The sequence below is a fragment of the Lacrimispora sp. 38-1 genome, assembly GCF_049890855.1.
Lineage (GTDB): Bacteria > Bacillota > Clostridia > Lachnospirales > Lachnospiraceae > Lacrimispora.
Window position 1 is genome coordinate 155,945 of sequence record NZ_JBANEW010000015.1, and the last position, 18,339, is coordinate 174,283.

Annotated in this window: 13 protein-coding genes; all 13 read left to right on the forward strand. The window is 46.1% G+C overall.

Translation table 11 applies throughout. The features are described 5' to 3' along the window. The first annotated feature begins 145 nt into the window (after nucleotides 1-145). The gene (locus V7D18_RS04630; protein WP_426151904.1) at nucleotides 146-2,080 is read left to right on the forward strand and encodes a thiamine pyrophosphate-binding protein; all 1,935 of its coding nucleotides are present in this window, start codon (nucleotides 146-148) and stop codon (nucleotides 2,078-2,080) included. Between the two features lie 24 nt (nucleotides 2,081-2,104). Beyond that, nucleotides 2,105-3,037 (forward strand): NAD-dependent epimerase/dehydratase family protein, encoded by a 933-nt coding sequence (locus V7D18_RS04635; protein WP_426151906.1) that lies wholly within the window; start codon nucleotides 2,105-2,107, stop codon nucleotides 3,035-3,037. A gap of 30 nt (nucleotides 3,038-3,067) precedes the next feature. Then, a complete protein-coding gene (locus V7D18_RS04640) occupies nucleotides 3,068-4,258 on the forward strand; it encodes a class I SAM-dependent methyltransferase (RefSeq protein ID WP_426151908.1) in 1,191 nt (396 codons plus the stop codon). A 9-nt stretch (nucleotides 4,259-4,267) separates the two neighbouring features. Continuing rightward, nucleotides 4,268-5,335 carry a zinc-binding dehydrogenase gene (locus V7D18_RS04645; RefSeq protein WP_426151910.1) on the forward strand — a complete coding sequence of 356 codons (1,068 nt, stop codon included), beginning with the start codon at nucleotides 4,268-4,270 and terminating at the stop codon, nucleotides 5,333-5,335. 4 nt (nucleotides 5,336-5,339) lie between these two features. Beyond that, the gene (locus V7D18_RS04650; RefSeq protein WP_426151912.1) at nucleotides 5,340-6,347 is read left to right on the forward strand and encodes a glycosyltransferase family 2 protein; all 1,008 of its coding nucleotides are present in this window, start codon (nucleotides 5,340-5,342) and stop codon (nucleotides 6,345-6,347) included. Further along, on the forward strand, nucleotides 6,344-8,536 hold the full coding sequence (locus V7D18_RS04655; protein WP_426151914.1) for a glycosyltransferase family 2 protein: 2,193 nt from the start codon (nucleotides 6,344-6,346) through the stop codon (nucleotides 8,534-8,536). The genes V7D18_RS04650 and V7D18_RS04655 overlap by 4 nt, the downstream gene beginning before the upstream one ends. Before the next feature lies 1 nt (nucleotide 8,537). After that, complete coding sequence (locus tag V7D18_RS04660; RefSeq protein ID WP_426151917.1) at nucleotides 8,538-9,527, forward strand: glycosyltransferase family 2 protein; 990 nt, start codon at nucleotides 8,538-8,540, stop codon at nucleotides 9,525-9,527. Between the two features lie 98 nt (nucleotides 9,528-9,625). Beyond that, nucleotides 9,626-11,044, forward strand: a complete 1,419-nt coding sequence (locus V7D18_RS04665) for an undecaprenyl-phosphate glucose phosphotransferase (protein WP_426151918.1) — start codon at nucleotides 9,626-9,628, stop codon at nucleotides 11,042-11,044. A 36-nt stretch (nucleotides 11,045-11,080) separates the two neighbouring features. Further along, nucleotides 11,081-13,063, forward strand: coding sequence for an LCP family protein (locus tag V7D18_RS04670; RefSeq protein ID WP_426151920.1), 1,983 nt, complete (start codon nucleotides 11,081-11,083; stop codon nucleotides 13,061-13,063). Nucleotides 13,064-13,239: 176 nt separating this feature from the next. Further along, nucleotides 13,240-14,658, forward strand: a complete 1,419-nt coding sequence (locus V7D18_RS04675; RefSeq protein WP_426151922.1) for a S1C family serine protease — start codon at nucleotides 13,240-13,242, stop codon at nucleotides 14,656-14,658. A gap of 195 nt (nucleotides 14,659-14,853) precedes the next feature. Then, complete coding sequence (gene clpX, locus V7D18_RS04680) at nucleotides 14,854-16,254, forward strand: ATP-dependent Clp protease ATP-binding subunit ClpX (RefSeq protein WP_426151937.1); 1,401 nt, start codon at nucleotides 14,854-14,856, stop codon at nucleotides 16,252-16,254. Nucleotides 16,255-16,273: 19 nt separating this feature from the next. Beyond that, nucleotides 16,274-16,741, forward strand: coding sequence for a signal peptidase II (locus V7D18_RS04685; protein WP_426151924.1), 468 nt, complete (start codon nucleotides 16,274-16,276; stop codon nucleotides 16,739-16,741). Between the two features lie 87 nt (nucleotides 16,742-16,828). Next, nucleotides 16,829-18,085 (forward strand): HlyC/CorC family transporter, encoded by a 1,257-nt coding sequence (locus V7D18_RS04690; RefSeq protein WP_426151926.1) that lies wholly within the window; start codon nucleotides 16,829-16,831, stop codon nucleotides 18,083-18,085. Nucleotides 18,086-18,339: the final 254 nt, after the last annotated feature.

The window sequence follows — 18,339 nt, forward strand, 5'->3', positions numbered from 1 at the left end:
TAAGGCTGAGACGGGATAGAAACGGAAGAAAAATGGAAATGCAGGAAGCATTTAGAAAGTAAGAAAACTTTAATAGGAAAATAAAGTGGGGTGTGGTATAATCACAGACAGATAATTACCATTCCTTAATAAAGGAGAAAATAACATGAGAACGAAACTATCCAATTATATTGCCCGGAGTCTGGTGGAACTTGGAATTTCCCAGGTGTTTACCGTAACAGGAGGAGGTGCCATGCATTTAAACGATGCATTGGGACATCAGGAAGGGCTTAACTGTCTCTATAACCATCATGAGCAGGCATGTGCCATTGCTGCCGAATCCTACGCCAGAATCAGGGGACAGATTGCCGCTGTATGCGTGACGACAGGCCCCGGGGGTACCAATGCCATAACCGGAGTTTTAGGCGGCTGGCTGGATTCCATTCCCATGCTGATTCTGTCAGGACAGGTTCGCTATGATACCACGGCCAGATGGTCCGGTGTAGGAATCCGTGCCATGGGAGATCAGGAATTTGATATTACGAAAGCAACTGACTGCATGACCAAGTACAGCGAGATGGTGATTGATCCCATGAGGATCCGCTACTGCCTGGAAAAGGCAGTCTATCTGGCGTATTCCGGCCGCCCCGGGCCTGCATGGCTGGATATCCCTTTAAATGTGCAGGGAGCTTTTGTGGAAACCGATGATTTAATCGGATTTAATCCGGAGGATTATGAACGGGGAGGAGACGGCTGGGCTTCTGTATGTGAGGCAAAGATCTCTGAGGATGAGAGCGGTTTTGGAGAGAAACGCCAGACCCTGCCTCCCAAGCCGGATAAAGATGCTGTTCGTGATGTCCTTTTAAAGATAAAAGAAGCATCCCGCCCTGTAATCAATGCGGGTAATGGAATCCGCATCGGACAGGCTCATGAGGCTTTTCTTCGTGTAGCAGAGAAGCTGGGGGTTCCTGTTGTGACGGGCTGGAACAGCCAGGACTGCATCTATGATGCCCATCCTCTTTATACTGGAAGAGGAGGCGGAATGGGAGACCGTCCCGGTAATTTTGCCATTCAGAACAGCGACCTGGTGCTTTCACTTGCCAGCCGTTTAAGCATCCGCCAGGTTGGATATAATTATGCCACCTGGGCCAGAGAGGCCTGTGTCATCGTCAATGACATTGATTCTGAGGAATTAAAGAAACCGTCTGTTCACGCAGATATGCGGATTCATGCAGATATTAAAGAACTGCTGGCGGTGATGGAAGATCTTCTGGATCATGAATTTAAGGCGACTGGGAAAGATCCCCTCTTTAAGGGCGGTAAGGGAATTGACTCCCTTACCTGGAATGAGACATGCCGCATGTGGAAAGAGACGTATCCGGTGGTGCTTCCAAAGCATTACAGCCAGGAAGAAGAGAAAGAAGTCAACATTTACGCATTTATTAAGGAGCTCAGCTCCCGCCTTCCCGAAAACCGGATTACTGTGGTTGGCAACGGATCGGCCTGTGTTGTGGGCGGACATGCTTATGTGATCAAGCCCGGCCAGCGTTTTATTACCAATTCTGCAGTGGCCTCCATGGGATATGATCTGCCGGCAGCGATCGGCGCTGCAAAGGCTGATCCGGGAGAAGACATTATTCTGGTGACAGGGGACGGAAGTATCCAGATGAACCTGCAGGAACTGCAGACAATTATACACCATCGCCTTCCCATTAAGATATTTCTGATTAATAACGGCGGTTATCATTCCATCCGGCAGACCCAGAAGAATTATTTTGGAGAGCCGTTAGTGGGAATCGGAGATGACAGCGGGGATTTAAGCTTTCCTGATATGAAGAAGCTTTCCGGTGCATATGGATACCCCTATGTCTGCGCCCGTCATAACGGTGAGATTGATCAGGCGCTCCGTGATACCCTGTCTCTTAACGGACCGGCGATTTGTGAAGTATTTGTCAGCAGAGATCAGAATTTCGAGCCGAAATCAGCGGCCAAGCGCCTTCCGGACGGAACCATGGTTTCTCCTCCATTAGAGGATTTATCTCCGTTCTTGTCTGAGGAAGAGATGGACCGCAATATGATCATTCCCCGAATCAGGGATTAGAGTACAGGACAGGGAGGAAATACGGTGAATGTTGTTGTAACAGGAGCGACCAGCTTCCTGGGAAGAGCTGTGGCGGACCGCCTTTTAAAACAGGGCAGCAGGGTATATGCAGTGGTCCGTCCCGGTACGGAGAATATGAGATACCTTCCGGCAGAACAAATGGGACTTCGCGTAATAGAACGGGAGCTTGGGGAGCTTGATACACTGGATCAGGTAATTGACGGACCCTGCCAGGCATTTTATCACTTTGGCTGGGATGGTTCAGGCAGCGAGAACCGGATGAAGCGGGAAGTCCAGCAGAAGAATGTCAGGGACTCTTTAAAGGCTTTGGAAGGGGCCAGACGTTTAGGCTGCAGCCGTTTTCTCTTCAGCGGCTCCCAGGCGGAATACGGCATTCACGCCGGACCGCTTTCTGAGGAGACTGTATGCAGTCCTGTCTCTGAATATGGAAAGGCGAAGCTGGACTTTTTAAATCAGGCGGCAGAAAAGACGGACCAGTGGAGGCAGGCAGGTATTTCTTCCATGGAATACATTCACGCAAGGATTTTCAGCGTGTACGGACCGGGAGACCATCCCTGGTCTCTGGTGGAGAGCTGCTTAAGAGCATTTGGCAGGGGAGAATACATATCCCTGGGGGAATGTACACAAATGTGGAATTTTTTATATCTGGAGGATTGTGTCCGGGCACTGATGCTTTTAATGGAACGGGAAAAAGAATCGGTTTCCGGAATTTATAATGTGGCAGCGCCGGAAAGCGAAACTAAGCCGCTGCGGGAATACATTCGGCTGATGTATGAAACCATGGGATATCATGGCTGCTATAGTTATGGAAGAAGACGGCCCAATGCGGAAGGTCTTGCAAATCTGATTCCTGATATAAAAAAGCTGGAAAAAGAGACCGGTTTTTCTCCCCTTGTGAGCTTTTCTGAGGGTGTTAAGAAAACCTGCGGATATTAAAAAGGATTGACATGGAGGAAAATTTGTGGTATGAGAGATAGGATTTGTATTGTCTGCGGGCAGGCACTTGACGGGGAACCTTTACTGACACTGGATCATATGCCCGCGTCCGCCCAGGATATTCCGGGCCGGGAGGATCTGGCAGATGACAGGGGAATCAGTTTAAATCTGCACCAGTGCAGCTGCTGCGGTCTGGTTCAGTTTGATTGTGAGCCGGTGCCATATTATAAGGACGTAATCCGGTCTGGCGGATTTACCACCACCATGGTGGAATTAAGAAAACGCCAGTACCGGCATTTTATTGAAACCTGCCATCTGGAAGGGAAGAAGCTCATTGAGGCGGGCTGCGGTCAGGGAGAATTCCTTTCTGTCCTTACCGGATTCCCGGTTACTGCCTGCGGAATTGAGCACCGGGAGAGCCTGGTTTTACTTGGAAAAGAAAAAGGGCTGAATGTCTGGAGGCAGTTTGCCGGGGAGAGAGAGGTCCTTGCGTCCCCCGATGGCAGCATGAGCGGCCCCTACGATGGATTTTTATCCTTTAACTATCTGGAACACCAGCCGGATCCTGTTGGGATGCTTCGCTGTATTGCAGAGAATTTAACGGATGAGGGCGTGGGTTTAATTACCGTGCCAAGTCTTGAATATATCTTAAAGTATGACGGCTACTACGAACTGATCCGGGATCATATCGCTTATTATACCTTTGATACGCTGCGATTTGCAGCGGAGCAGGCTGGTTTTGAAGTGATTGAGGAAGAGATGGTAAACCGGGATACGCTCTCAGTGATTGTCAGAAAGAAGAAAACCTTGAAAGAAAGGGCGGGCAGGGAACGCTCAGGCAGACTGGATGTCTCCGGTCTGGTACAGAGCCGTGTGATCATCGGCGATGAGCTGAAACGTCTGATCCGTGAATTAGAGTCAGAAGGAAAGAGCCTTGGAATCTGGGGAGCAAGCCATCAGGGCTTTACCCTCGCATCCACAACTGTAATCGGGGATTTTGCAAGATATATCATTGATTCAGCTCCCTTTAAACAGGGCAGATATGCACCTGCCTCCCACCTGCCCATTGTGGCACCGGACCATTTTCTTAAGGATCCGGTAGATGCCATTTTAATCGTGGCGCCGGGCTATACGGAAGAGATCGCTAAGTCCATTGTGGAAAAATTTGGTCGGAATGTGGAGATTCTGGCGTTGAAATCCAATCATTTGGAAAGGATATAAGAAAAAAGTATGAAAGCATTTGTTTTAATTGAACCGGGAAAAGTTGGCTGGCATGATGCGCCGGAGCCGGAGCTCACACCTTACGGGGCGATTCTGCGCCCTGTTGCAGTGGCTCCCTGCTCCTCAGATGTTCATACCGTTTACGGAGGGGGATCAAGAAAAGCGCCGAATCTCATATTAGGCCATGAATGTGTGGCGGAGATTTTAGAGACCGGTGAATTGGTGAAAGATTTTAAGCCTGGAGAGGTTGTTGCAGTTCCTGCCATCACCCCGGACTGGAGGGCTATGGGGATTCAGGAAGGAAATTATAAGCATGCATCGGCTCCATTTTCCGGACATCAGCTGGGCAGATCCATACCCGGCGTATTTGCTGAAAAATTCCTGATTCCTGATGCGGATACCACGCTGGCAAAGATTCCTGAGGGAGTTACCCTGGAACAGGCTCTTATGTGTGTGGATGTGGTCACTACCGGTTTTACCGGGGCGGAATATGCAGACATTCAGTTTGGAGATACCGTAGTGGTTATGGGAATCGGTCCCATCGGCCTGATGGCAGTTGAGGGTGCCAGACATTTAGGGGCAGCCCGCATCATTGCAGTAGGTACCAGACCTGTATGCACCAGTCTTGCCATGGAGTTTGGGGCGACGGAGGTCTTAAGCTTTAAAAACGGCAGCATCGTGGACCAGGTGATGGAACGGACCGGCGGTCTGGGAGCCGATGGGGTTATCATCTGCGGAGGCGGTGACGAAGTATTCACCCAGGCTGTTGATATGGCAAGATATGGAATCGGAACCATTTCCAATGTCAATTATTTTGGCGGCACCGGAAATCTTGGTTTCCCCAAATTCTCAGGCGGCAGGGGAATGGGCGGGAAGACCATTCATACGGAGCTGGCAAAAGGCGGGAGAGTGAGAATTGAACGCCTCTTAAAGATGATTCAGTACGGCAGAATTAATCCCCAGAAGCTGGTGACCCATTACCTGTATGGACTGGATGAAGTGGAGACTGCACTCCGGCTGATGAAAGAAAAACCTGCAGATTTAGTAAAAGTGATGGTGCGGACAGATGGGAAGTGAACACATGAAAACAATTAGCATTGTAGTTCCCTGTTATAACGAGGAAGAAAACGTAGAAGCCATGTATCAGGCGATTACAGGAGTTTTTCACAGGGAATTGAATAAATACTGTTATGAACTGATTTTTATTGATAATGATTCTTCAGACAGAACCAGGGAATTAATCCGCGGTTTATGTTCAAAGGATAAAGGGGTAAAGGGAATTTTAAATGCGAAAAATTTCGGGCAGTTCAATTCTCCATACTACGCCATGCTCCAGTCAGACGGCGACTGTACGATCTTAATGGCAGCAGATTTCCAGGATCCGGTGGAGATGATTCCCAGATACGTAAAGGAATGGGAGGACGGTTACAAAATTGTGATCGGAATCAAAAAGTCCAGTAAAGAGAATAAGATCATGTACTGGTTGAGAAGCTGTTACTATAAGATGATTAAAAAACTGTCCGATGTGGAGCAGATTGAGCATTTTACCGGATTCGGACTGTATGACAGGACATTTATTAATGTTTTAAGGCAGCTTGATGATCCAACTCCCTTCCTCAGGGGGATTGTGGCAGAGCTTGGGTTCAGAAGAAAAGAGATTCCTTATGAGCAGCCCAAACGGCGGGCCGGGAAAACCAGCAATAATTTCTACAAGCTCTATGATGCCGCGATGTTAAGTATTACTTCCTACACAAAGGTCGGACTTCGCCTGGCAACTATTTTCGGAAGTATCTGCTCCATTGCCAGTATGACGGTGGGCCTGATTTATCTGATCTTAAAGCTGATCTACTGGGACCGTTTCCCGGCCGGAATGGCACCTCTCCTGATTGGAATGTGCTTTCTGGGATCGGTTCAGATCTTCTTTATCGGTCTTGTGGGTGAGTACATTCTTTCCATCAATGCCCGCATTATGAAACGTCCTCTTGTAATTGAAGAAGAGCGGATTAATTTCACATGCGGCACACAGGAAGATACAGATGAGGATCTGCTTCTTACGGCAGCCTCCATGGAGGGTGGGAATCAGAGATGAAATATAAGGTAGATGTAGCGCGGATTCGTGATAATTCCATCGTGTTAAATGGCTGGGTGATCGGAAAAACTCCGGAAGAACCAGTGGAATTTAAGGTGCTTGATGAACAGGGAAATCCTGTGGAATTCAAATATGTACCGGTGCGCAGAGATGATGTAAGCCAGATTTATTTTAAGAAAACGGTTGAAAAGGACCTTGGTTTTGATATCCGGATTCCTTATGTCCGGGACAGCAGAAAAGACCGGACTTTGGTGATACAGTGTGAAAATAAGTCAGTACAGGTAAAACTGAATGCGGATATCATAGAAAAGCAGAACAGCTCAGCCCATAAAAAATCGGCTAAATTAAAGAGCATGATGAATAAGCAGACACTGCAGTCTGCCATGGATTTTCTCATGGAAAATGGCCTGAAAGCCTTTGTGATCAAATCCAGACATAAGCTTCAGGGAATTGACAGTGATTACGATTATCCGGAATGGGTATCTCTTACGAGAACAACGGAGGAAGAACTGGCACAGCAGAGGCAGTTTGTGTTTGATTATATGCCAAGACTTTCTGTTGTCATACCCGCCTATAAGACGCCGGAGCGTTTCCTTTCCGCCATGCTTGATTCTCTGCTTGCCCAGACTTACACAAACTGGGAGGTCTGTGTCGCTGACGGAAGCCCCAGGGGAGAAGGGGTGGAGCGGGTGCTTAAGCGCTACGCCATGAAGGATGAGAGATTCCGTTACGTGATACTGGGAGAGAACAAAGGGATTTCCGGCAATACCAATGCTGCCATTGAGATGGCCACAGGCGACTTCATTGTCCTTGCAGATCATGATGATACGCTGGCACCGGATGCATTGTTTGAATGTGTAAAGGCCATTAACAAAGATCCTGAGATCGATGTGGTTTATACCGATGAAGATAAGCTTGATATCGACGGAGGGGAATTGTTTGAGCCTCACTTTAAACCTGACTTCAGTCCGGATTTGTTAACCAGTGTTAATTATATCTGCCATTTATTTGTCGTGAACCATGAGCTGCTTCTGGAAGTAGGATTATTTAAGGAGGAGTTTGACGGAGCCCAGGATTATGATTTCATTCTGCGCTGTACGGAAAAGGCCAGAAAGATCTGTCATATTCCAAAGGCGCTTTACCACTGGCGCTGCCATCAGGATTCCACAGCAAGCAATCCGGAAAGCAAGCTGTATGCCTTTGAGGCAGGTGCGAGAGCGGTCAAAGCTCATTATGACCGGCTGGGAATCCAGGCGAAGTCTGTTGAAAAGGGCATTGATTACGGAATTTACCACACCACATTTGAGATAACCGGAGATCCTCTGGTATCCGTCATTATTCCCAACAAGGATCACAGTGCAGATCTGGATTTGTGCATGCGCTCCCTGATTGAAAAATCCACTTATAAGAACCTGGAGTTCATTGTTGTGGAGAATAACAGCACGGATCCGGCCACATTTGCCTACTATGAGAAGATTCAAAAGGAATTTGAGTTTGTCCATGTTGTAACATGGGAGAGAGAATTCAATTATTCTGCCATCAATAATTTTGGTGTTTCATTTGCAAAGGGAGAGTACCTTCTGTTCTTAAATAACGATACAGAACTGATTAATCCGGAAAGCATACACGAGATGCTGGGATTCTGCCAGAGAGATGATGTGGGAATCACCGGAGTCCGGCTTCTGTACTCGGATGATACCATTCAGCATGCCGGAGTGGTTGTGGGTTTCGGAGGGATTGCAGGACATACCTTTATTGGTCTGCATAAGGCTGAAAGCAGCTATTTTAACCAGGCTATGTGCGCAAGGAATTACAGTGCCGTCACTGCGGCCTGTATGATGAGCAAGCGGTCCCTGTTTGATAAGGTGGGTGGATTTTCTGAAGACCTGGCCGTTGCTTTCAATGACATTGATTACTGTATGAAGATCCGTTCCTTAAATAAACTGGTGGTTTATGCGCCCTATGCTCTTTTCTATCATTATGAGTCAAAGTCCAGAGGGCTTGAGGACACACCGGAAAAGGTGGAGCGCTTCAACCGGGAGATCCGGAAGTTTTCAGATAAATGGCCGGAAATATTACGAGACGGCGATCCCTACTATAACCCCAATTTAACTCTCCGCAAATCCAATTTTGCATTACGGGATTTAAAGAAAGAGAAAATAGGGGAACCCTATCAGTTAGAGGTTTAAGATGCAAAAGAAAGTAACAATCATCATTCCCAATTATAACGGATTAAAATTTATGGAACCCTGTTTTAAGGCCTTAAGAGCTCAAAGTGATCAGAACTTTGAGCTTCTTGTGGTGGATAACGGTTCTTCTGACGGCAGCGTTGAATGGCTGAAAGACCATCAGATCCCGTCCATATTTTTAGAAGAGAATACAGGATTTTCCGGTGCTGTTAATGTTGGAATCCGGGAATCTGTGACCCCCTATGTCATTCTTTTAAATAATGATACGGAGCCGGAGCCGGATTACGTCAGAGAGATGGTAAAGGCCATCGAGCGTTCTCCGAAGATTTTCTCCGTCAGCAGTAAGATGATTCAGCTTTACCACAAAGATCTGATGGATGATGCAGGGGATATGTACAGCGTACTGGGCTGGGCCTATCAAAGGGGTGTGGGCCAGAAGAGCAGCGGCTATAAAAAAGCCTGCCGGGTGTTCTCCGCCTGCGCTGGTGCTGCCATCTATCGGAGAGATGTTTTTGACAAAATCGGAGGCTTTGACGAGGACCATTTCGCATATCTGGAGGACATTGATGTGGGATACCGGGCTAAGATATGCGGCTATGAGAACTGGTACTGTCCCAAAGCTGTGGTTTATCATGTGGGAAGCGGAACCAGCGGTTCCAAATACAACTCCTTTAAAGTAAAGCTGGCGGCAAGAAACAATCTTTATTTAAATTATAAGAATATGCCCCTGCTGCAGCTTTTATTTAACTTACTCCCCTTACTGGCGGGAATGGCAGTGAAATATTTATTTTTCCGGCGTATTGGCTTTGCCTCCGATTATGTGGAAGGGGTAAAGGAAGGGATCAGAACTCTGAAAAAAACAAAAAAAGTCAGGTTTCAAATGTCCCGGCTTGGAAATTATATAAGAATTGAGGGAGAGCTGCTTTTCGGTACATTTCTCTATGTATGGGAATTTATGAACAGAAAACTAAAAATTGACAGGTCAATTTAAGAATAATTTAATGGCATCATATTGACATATCATGTATAATAAACGGGAAATTATCATGGAAGAGTATGTAGTCATGCAAGTAGGAAGGTTTTGCTGCTATGATTAAAGATAATCAAAAAAAATTTAACGGGTTTCATGTAGTACTGGATGGACTGGTCATTATTCTGTCGTATGTGATTGCCTGGCTTCTTCTTTTACTGGGGAACCGGATATTCAGTCCCTATAAGCAGGTTCTGCCACCACAGTACTATTTTGCGGCGCTTCTCCTGATTTTGCCGACCTATCTGCTCCTCTACGGCATATTCCAGCTGTATGCACCGAAACGGGTTCAGGAAAGGCGATATGAGTTCACCAATATTTTAAAGGCCAACTTACTGGGGCTTCTGCTCTTTACCCTCAGTCTGTTTCTGGTTAAGAAGAACCCGTATTTCAGTGAGTTCTCAACCCGAATGGTATTTTATTTCTTTGCTGTCAATGTTATTTTAGAGACAGCGGAGAGAAATTTAATCCGAATGATGCTACACTCCATGCGGACCAAGGGATACAACCAGAAGCATATACTCCTGCTGGGGTACAGCCGTGCGGCGGAGGGCTTTATTGACCGGGTTCGTATGAATCCCGAATGGGGTTATCAGATCAAGGGAATTCTTGACAATAACAAAGAATGGGGTGCTGAGTATAAAGGGATTCATGTCATTGGAAAGGTGAGTGACTTAGATGAGATACTTGCCCTTAATTCTCTTGACGAGATTGCCATAACATTGAGCATCAGCGAATATGCGGATTTAGAGCGGATTGTGGCATCCTGTGAAAAATCAGGTGTTCACACCAAATTTATACCTGATTATAATAATATGATTCCTACCAGGCCTTACATTGAAGATCTGCAGGGACTTCCTGTGGTCAATATCCGGCGCGTGCCGCTGACAGATCCGGTGAATGCCATGTTAAAAAGGGCTGTAGATATATTTGGAGCGGCCTTTGCTCTGGCTGTATTTTCTCCGGTTATGCTTCTTACGGTCATATTAATCAAGCTCACTGCTCCGGGCCCCCTGATCTATAAGCAGGAGAGAGTAGGGCTTCACAACCGGTCGTTTCATATGTATAAATTCCGGTCCATGGTGGTACAGGCTCCTTCGGAAGAAAAAACAAGATGGACAACAAAGCACGATTCCAGAGTTACCCCGGTCGGCCGTTTTATCAGAAAGACAAGTATAGATGAGATGCCGCAGTTTTTTAATGTGTTAAGGGGAGACATGAGTCTGGTAGGTCCCAGACCCGAACGCCCTCTTTTTGTAGAAAAATTTAAAGAAGAAATTCCCCGCTATATGATCAAGCATCAGGTACGTCCCGGAATCACAGGCTGGGCACAGGTAAACGGACTTCGGGGAGACACTTCCATTACAAAACGAATTGAACATGATCTTTATTATATTGAAAACTGGACACTTGGATTTGATATTAAAATTCTGTTCCTTACCATGTTCAAAGGGTTTATTAATAATAATGCGTACTGATATCGGATACGACACAATTAGGATGAGGATAAGTAAATGAGAAATGAATTTGATGATGAATTAAACCGCGAAAACACGCGAAAGGAAAGGCGCGGTTCTGATTCGAAGCCAGATTCTGCTGGCAGCAGCGGACAGGCAGGCAAAGATTCAAAAAGGTCTGTAAACGAGGGCGACAGCCGGACTTACAGAAAGCAGCCGTCAGTGGAAGGAAACGGGCAGCCCATGTTTAGGGGACAATCATCAGCAGGAAAACAGCAGTCACCGGCGGATGCAGCACGCAGACAGCCGGAAACCGGCAGCAGACAGGCACAAAGCGGTGCCAGACGTCCTGAGACAGGAGCCAGACAGCCGGAAAGCGGTGCCAGACGTCCGGAAGCCGGAAGCAGACAGCCGGATGAAAACAGAGCAAGAACTCCAAGGAAAGATCAGATTGTGATCGGAGACGGCGCTTCCAGACAGCAGCCACGAATTTCTCCCCAGGAAAAGGCCGCCGCAGCCAGCCGTATGGCAGTTCATACGGAAAAAAAGAGACGAATTCGTAAATTCATAATCCTTGCGGTAGCGGAAGTTTTTACCCTGGCACTTATTTTCTCCTATGCTTATGTGGCGAGAATCATGGGTTCTATTCAGAAACCCGATAATTTTAATGCAAATCAGGTACGTAATGAGGTTATGTCTCAGGAACAGAAGAAGCATATGACCGGATACCGGACAATAGCAATATTTGGCGTAGACAGTCGTGACGGCAATGTAAATAAAGGAACGAATGCCGATGTTATTATGCTCTGCAATATAAACAGAGGTACTGGAGAAATAAAAATTGTATCCGTTTTCCGTGATACATATCTGAATATAAATGATGGAAGTACTTATAATAAAATCAATGCAGCCTATGCAAACGGCGGAGCCGCCCAGGCCCTTGCCGCTCTTAATAAAAACCTGGATTTGGATGTCACAGAATATGTGACATTTAACTGGAAGTCTGTTGCTGATGGAATCAATATGCTTGGAGGCGTTGACATTGATATTAGTAAGGCAGAATTCCGCTATATCAACTCCTTTATTACAGAAACAGTGGAAAAAACAGGTGTTCCTTCCGTTCATCTAAAATCAGCCGGTATGAATCATCTGGACGGCGTTCAGGCTGTGGCCTATGCCAGACTCAGAAAGATGGATACGGATTATGCAAGAACAGAGCGTCAGCGACTTGTTATTCAGAAATCCTTTGATAAAGCAAAGAAAGCCGATCTTGGGCTTTTAAATAGAATTCTTCTTATGGAGGTAGATCAGATTGGCTCTAATTTAACCTTCAGTGATTTTACAGAGCTGCTTCTGGATATCGGTAAATACCACATTGGTGAAACAGGAGGATTTCCATTCGCCCGCGGCGATATGAAAGTCGGTAAAAAGGGAGACTGCGTTATTCCCCAGACACTGGAGTCGAATGTTGTACAGCTGCATAAATTCCTTTTTGATAAGGACAGCTATGAGCCGTCTGATATGGTGAAAAAGATCAGTGCGAAGATTGCAGCTGATTCCGGCATGTATAAGCAGGGAACCAGCATTGATCATGTGCCTACCGATGAAGGACTGGATGATGACAGAACGAAACCGGCAGTAAAGGAAACGAAGGCTACAGAGGCAGAAGAGACCTCCAGCACGGAGGAAACGATTGAAGCCACTGATGAGTTCGGCAATCCTGTAAAGACAACGGAATCCTCGGATAACGTTACGGGTCCGACCAAAGAAACCAAGCCTTCCGAAACCACCAAAGGTACCGGAAAACCAGGAGAGACGAAACCAACTACTTCCGGCACCAGTGAGACAACTACCTCTGCAGCAGGACCCGGAACCAGCGGGACTACCAAGCCGGGGACTAACGAAGAGACAAAGACGACTGCCCCGGGTCCGGGAGAAACTGAGGCGACACAGCAGGCAGGGACGGCTCCAACCACTGCAGCAACTGTGCCAGGCGGAACAACAGATGCAGTTGTAGTTCCTGCACCGCCCACAAATTAATATTAAATTAAAAATGATGAATCCCTGCTTACGGCGCTTTGCAAAAAAAGCTCTTTTTGCAGGGATTTTTTCAATTCACATATTCAATATAGATTTATCACAGAATGGTCACATTTCATTGGTAGACTTTGATTATCAGAAGAGATAACAAACATACATGAAAGGAGATTGATGTTATGTATGACGAAAATAACAACATTGAAACAGGCCGGGTAAATCCGGAAGCCAATAAAGAAGAAGCCGTAACAACCAATTTTATCATGAGAGATCCGGAACCGGAAAAGGAGAAGTCTCAGAACAGCGTTCCCCATTATCAGGAATACCGTTATCAGAGAACTCCGGACCAGACACCTTATCAGGAAGACGGCAGGAAAAGAAAAAAGGGCGGTTTTGCAAAAAAAGCAGCAGGAATTGTTGGCAGTGCCCTGGTATTTGGAATTGTTGCCGGCAGCACGATCGTAGGAATCAACTGGGCAGCAGGCTCCTATGCACAGAATAATTCGGTAGAGATCAGCCGTGCGGAGACCGTGCCGTCTGCACCAGCGAATAATTCTCTTCCTGCATCGAATACATCCAGTATATCTACAGTCAATGACGTATCTTCTATTGTTGACAAAGCAATGCCGTCGGTTGTAGCCATAACAAGCAAGGTTGTCTATGAAAGCCAGACATGGTTTGGCCCCATGCAGCAGGAAGGAGAAGGAAGCGGTTCCGGAATTGTTGTTGGTAAAAACGATGATGAACTTCTAATTGTCACCAACAACCACGTAGTTCAGGGAGCCAGTGAGCTGAAAGTTACCTTTATTGACCAGACAGCAGTGGATGCGGCGATTAAGGGAACCGATGCAGAGAGCGATTTAGCAGTAATAGCAGTTCCATTAAAGAACATCTCTTCTGACACATTATCCAAAATAGCGATTGCCTCACTGGGCAAATCCGATACATTAAAAGTAGGGCAGGGAGTCATTGCCATCGGCAATGCACTTGGATACGGACAGTCCGTAACAGTAGGTTATATCAGTGCACTTGACCGTGCCGTGCAGACAGAAGACGGAACAAACCGTGACCTGCTTCAGACCGATGCAGCCATTAACCCCGGCAACAGCGGCGGCGCCCTCTTAAATATGCAGGGAGAAGTAATCGGCATCAATTCAGCCAAATATTCCTCTACAGAAGTTGAAGGTATGGGATACGCCATTCCCATTTCAAAAGCCCAGACAATCATAGACAGTCTGATTACGAAAAAGACCAGAACACAGGTCGCAGACAACGATCAGGGCTACCTGGGAATCCAGTGCAAGAACATTGATTCCACCACCAGCCAGCAGCTTGGTATGCCACAGGGCGTGTTTATCTATAAAATTGTGGAAGGCGGAGCAGCTTCCAAGTCAGATCTCCGTGAAAAAGACATTATCACCAAATTTGATGGGCAGGGAATCAAGACCTATGATGACTTAACAGGCATGCTGAAATACTATGCAGGCGGAACAACAGTCACTCTTACGGTACAGTCACTTGAAAACGGACAGTATGTAGAGCGCAATGTTGATATCACACTTGGAAAAAAGCCTGCAGATGCAAACCAGCAGGGATAATAAAACTCAAAGAACGGGCTCCTGAAATTCTGATTGGAATTTCAGGAGTTTTTTCTATTTCATTAAAAAAATCTAAACTGTCAGTCTCCTCTTGTAGGAGTCTTTTAAATGCTTTATAATAATTTGGTATACCGAATAGAATTACAGATAAAAGGAGATTATACATTGAACGATAAAGATTTTCTGGAGGAGAAGATGGAAGATAAAAAGATCCAAAACTCTGATGTTGATAAAGAAAAAAAAGAAGACGAATCAGAATACGAAAAAATCTGTTACGTATGCCGAAGACCCGAAAGCAAGGCAGGCGCCATGGTATCCATGCCAGGAGGCATGAATTTATGCCATGACTGCATGCAGAAAGCATTTGATTCGGTCACTCAGGGAGGTCTTGACTTAAGCAAACTCCCCGGAATGCCATACATGAATCTCAACCTTAACGATCTTGGAAGTTTAAACAAGGATTTAGAGATTCCCCAAAAGCAGAAGATCAAAAAGAGATCAGATAAGGAACCCAAAAAGCAGCTGGAGAGAAAAGACATCCCAGCTCCCCATACAGTCCGTCAGAAGCTTGACGAATACATCATCGGACAGGAACAGGCAAAGAAGGCCATATCCGTTGCAGTCTACAACCATTATAAGCGGGTATACCTAGCAGACGCCTTAGTAAAAGACGAGGATACCATTCAGATTGAGAAATCCAACATTCTCATGATCGGGCCTACTGGCAGCGGCAAGACATATCTGGTAAAAACGCTGGCCAGACTTCTTGATGTCCCCCTTGCAATCGCAGATGCCACTTCCTTAACCGAAGCCGGATACATTGGCGATGACATAGAAAGCGTGGTATCGAAGCTCCTCTCTGCAGCAGACAATGACGTAGAACGTGCAGAACGCGGAATTATTTTTATCGACGAAATCGACAAAATTGCAAAGAAGAAGAATACCAGCAGCAGAGATGTAAGCGGAGAGTCCGTCCAGCAGGAACTTTTAAAACTTCTGGAAGGAAGCACCGTTGAAGTCCCTGTAGGAGCGAACCAGAAGAATGCCATGACTCCCATGACGACCGTTCGTACCGACAACATCTTATTCATCTGCGGAGGTGCATTCCCTGATCTGGAGGACATCATCAAAGAGCGTCTCAAAGAAAAAACCTCCATGGGATTTTCCGCCGAATTAAAAGACAAGTATGACAGGGATTCCAACATACTGTCCCGTGTGACCAATGAAGACTTAAGAAAATTTGGAATGATTCCGGAATTTCTCGGACGTCTGCCCATCACGGTCACATTAGAGACATTAACAAAGGAACTGCTGGTTCGTGTATTAAACGAACCCAGGAATGCCATATTAAAACAATATCAGAAGCTGCTGGAACTTGATGAGGTAAAGCTGGTATTTGAAGATGACGCACTGGAGTGGATCGCAGAAGAGGCATTAAAGAAAAAGACCGGTGCCAGAGCACTTCGTGCCATCATTGAAAGCTTTATGCTGGACATCATGTATGAGATCCCCAAGGACCCCAACATCGGTTCCGTCATTATCACAAGAGCTTACTTAGACAAAAACGGCGGTCCCCTCATTCAGATGAGAGGATAAGAAGAAAGGAGAGTGAAACATGCTATATATCGGTATCATAGGTATCCTTGCGGCTCTCGATCTATTCATCAAGCAGGCCATTGAACAGCAAAACGACGCTGATTTTCCAAAAGAACTAAAAGAAAGCGGCGGAAAGATCCTTCTATACAAGAATCATAATCCCGGTTTCTCCTTCGGTTATTTAAAAGACCATCCGGAGCTGGTTTCCATGATTCCCCTGGCAGTTGCCTCCTTTATCGGAGGAATGCTTGCATGCCTCTTAAGGAGCAAAGGAAAGACAGCAGAGAAGCTTTCCTTATCAATCGCTCTGGGAGGAGCAGCCAGCAATCTTTACGACCGTCTGGTCCGTCATTACGTAGTGGATTATTTCAGTATTCAGTACGGAAAGTTAAAAAAAGTCGTTTTTAACCTGGGAGATTTCTTCATCTTTCTGGGCGCCGGCCTTATCATCATCATTGAAACCGTACGTGCATTTAAAGAACGCTGAACCTAAAAAAACGGCTGTCTTCTTGACACAGCCGTTTTTCTATTGTACAATCATTCATAAAATATTATAAAACAGGAGTTGATTTTTTTGGATTCGAGTGACTATATACAGTTGCTTATGTTAATTTTATTAGTAGGATTATCAGCATTTTTCTCATCCGCTGAGACAGCACTTACGACGGTGAACCGGATCAGGGTCAGGACTCTGGCAGAAGCAGGCAACAAAAACGCCGTTACGCTTACAAAGATTCTGGAAAACCAGGGCAAGATGCTCAGCGCGATTCTCGTAGGGAACAATGTGGTCAACTTAACCGCTTCATCCATGTCCACCACGCTGGTCATGAGTATCTGGGGGAATAAGGCGATCAGTATTGGGACCGGCATTCTGACGCTTGTAATTCTGGTTTTCGGTGAGATTTCCCCTAAAACCATATCGACCTTATATTCCGAAACCATTTCTTTAAAGTACGCAAAAATTATATACCTCTTTATGACAGTGATGACACCAGTTATCTATGTGGTGCACATCCTCTCTTCCAGCTTTCTGCGTTTCATTCACGTCAACCCAAACCGAAAGCAGGATTCCATCACAGAAGACGAACTTAGAACCATTGTAGATGTAAGTCATGAAGAGGGAGTCATTGAATCAGAAGAAAGAAAGATGATTAACAATGTATTCGATTTCGGAGATTCCGTAGCCAGGGACATCATGATACCCCGTATTGACATGACGCTGGTAGACGTGAATGCTACCTATGAAGAACTCATCGATATCTTCCGTGAAGAGATGTACACAAGAATACCTGTATACGAAGATACCAATGACAATGTAATCGGAATCATCAACATGAAAGACCTTCTTCTAAACGACAACAGTACCGGCTTTCATATCCGGAATTTCTTAAGAGAGCCCCTCTATACATATGAGTACAAGAAAACGGCTGAACTCATGATAGAGATGCGCCAGACCTGTAACAATGTGGTCATCGTACTTGACGAATACGGAGCAACAGCCGGCATGATCACACTTGAGGATTTACTTGAGGAGATTGTAGGAGAGATCAGGGATGAATACGATGAGGATGAAGAGAACGAACTTGTAGAAGTAGCGCCGTTTGAATATCTGGTGGAAGGTTCCATGAAGCTTGATGATTTAAATGACCGACTTGGTTTGGAACTGGAATCAGATGACTACGATTCCATAGCCGGACTAATAATCGGACTTTTGGATCGTCTTCCTGAACAGGGGGAAGAAGTGGTTTACAGTGATATCAGGCTGGTGGTGGAAGCCCTGGATAAGAACAGGATTGATAAAGTAAGGATGTACCTGCCTCACCAGGCGTAAGGGGGTTTTAGGGGTGAGAGGAAACAGGACAGAGCAAGAGGGGCTGAGACGGAGTTTCGGCGGAAGAACTTCTAAGGCCGGACAGGCACAAAAAACATGGGATCGGAAACACTTCACCCGAATTTCTGAAAGAAATTCGCGCTCAGGGTTTCCTCGGAAATTGGCTATGAAGCCAATTTCCGCCCATGTTTTTTGCACCTGCCCGGCCTAAGAAGTTCTAACCCGCCTCCAAACCGTCTCAGCCCCTCTTCCTC

Coding starts and splice junctions, on each gene's coding strand:
- V7D18_RS04630 (WP_426151904.1), top strand. CDS start 146: ATGAGAACGAAACTATCCAATTATATTGCCCGGAGTCTGGTGGAACTT.
- V7D18_RS04640 (WP_426151908.1), top strand. CDS start 3,068: ATGAGAGATAGGATTTGTATTGTCTGCGGGCAGGCACTTGACGGGGAA.
- V7D18_RS04645 (WP_426151910.1), top strand. CDS start 4,268: ATGAAAGCATTTGTTTTAATTGAACCGGGAAAAGTTGGCTGGCATGAT.
- V7D18_RS04650 (WP_426151912.1), top strand. CDS start 5,340: ATGAAAACAATTAGCATTGTAGTTCCCTGTTATAACGAGGAAGAAAAC.
- V7D18_RS04655 (WP_426151914.1), top strand. CDS start 6,344: ATGAAATATAAGGTAGATGTAGCGCGGATTCGTGATAATTCCATCGTG.
- V7D18_RS04660 (WP_426151917.1), top strand. CDS start 8,538: ATGCAAAAGAAAGTAACAATCATCATTCCCAATTATAACGGATTAAAA.
- V7D18_RS04665 (WP_426151918.1), top strand. CDS start 9,626: ATGATTAAAGATAATCAAAAAAAATTTAACGGGTTTCATGTAGTACTG.
- V7D18_RS04670 (WP_426151920.1), top strand. CDS start 11,081: ATGAGAAATGAATTTGATGATGAATTAAACCGCGAAAACACGCGAAAG.
- V7D18_RS04675 (WP_426151922.1), top strand. CDS start 13,240: ATGTATGACGAAAATAACAACATTGAAACAGGCCGGGTAAATCCGGAA.
- clpX (WP_426151937.1), top strand. CDS start 14,854: ATGGAAGATAAAAAGATCCAAAACTCTGATGTTGATAAAGAAAAAAAA.
- V7D18_RS04685 (WP_426151924.1), top strand. CDS start 16,274: ATGCTATATATCGGTATCATAGGTATCCTTGCGGCTCTCGATCTATTC.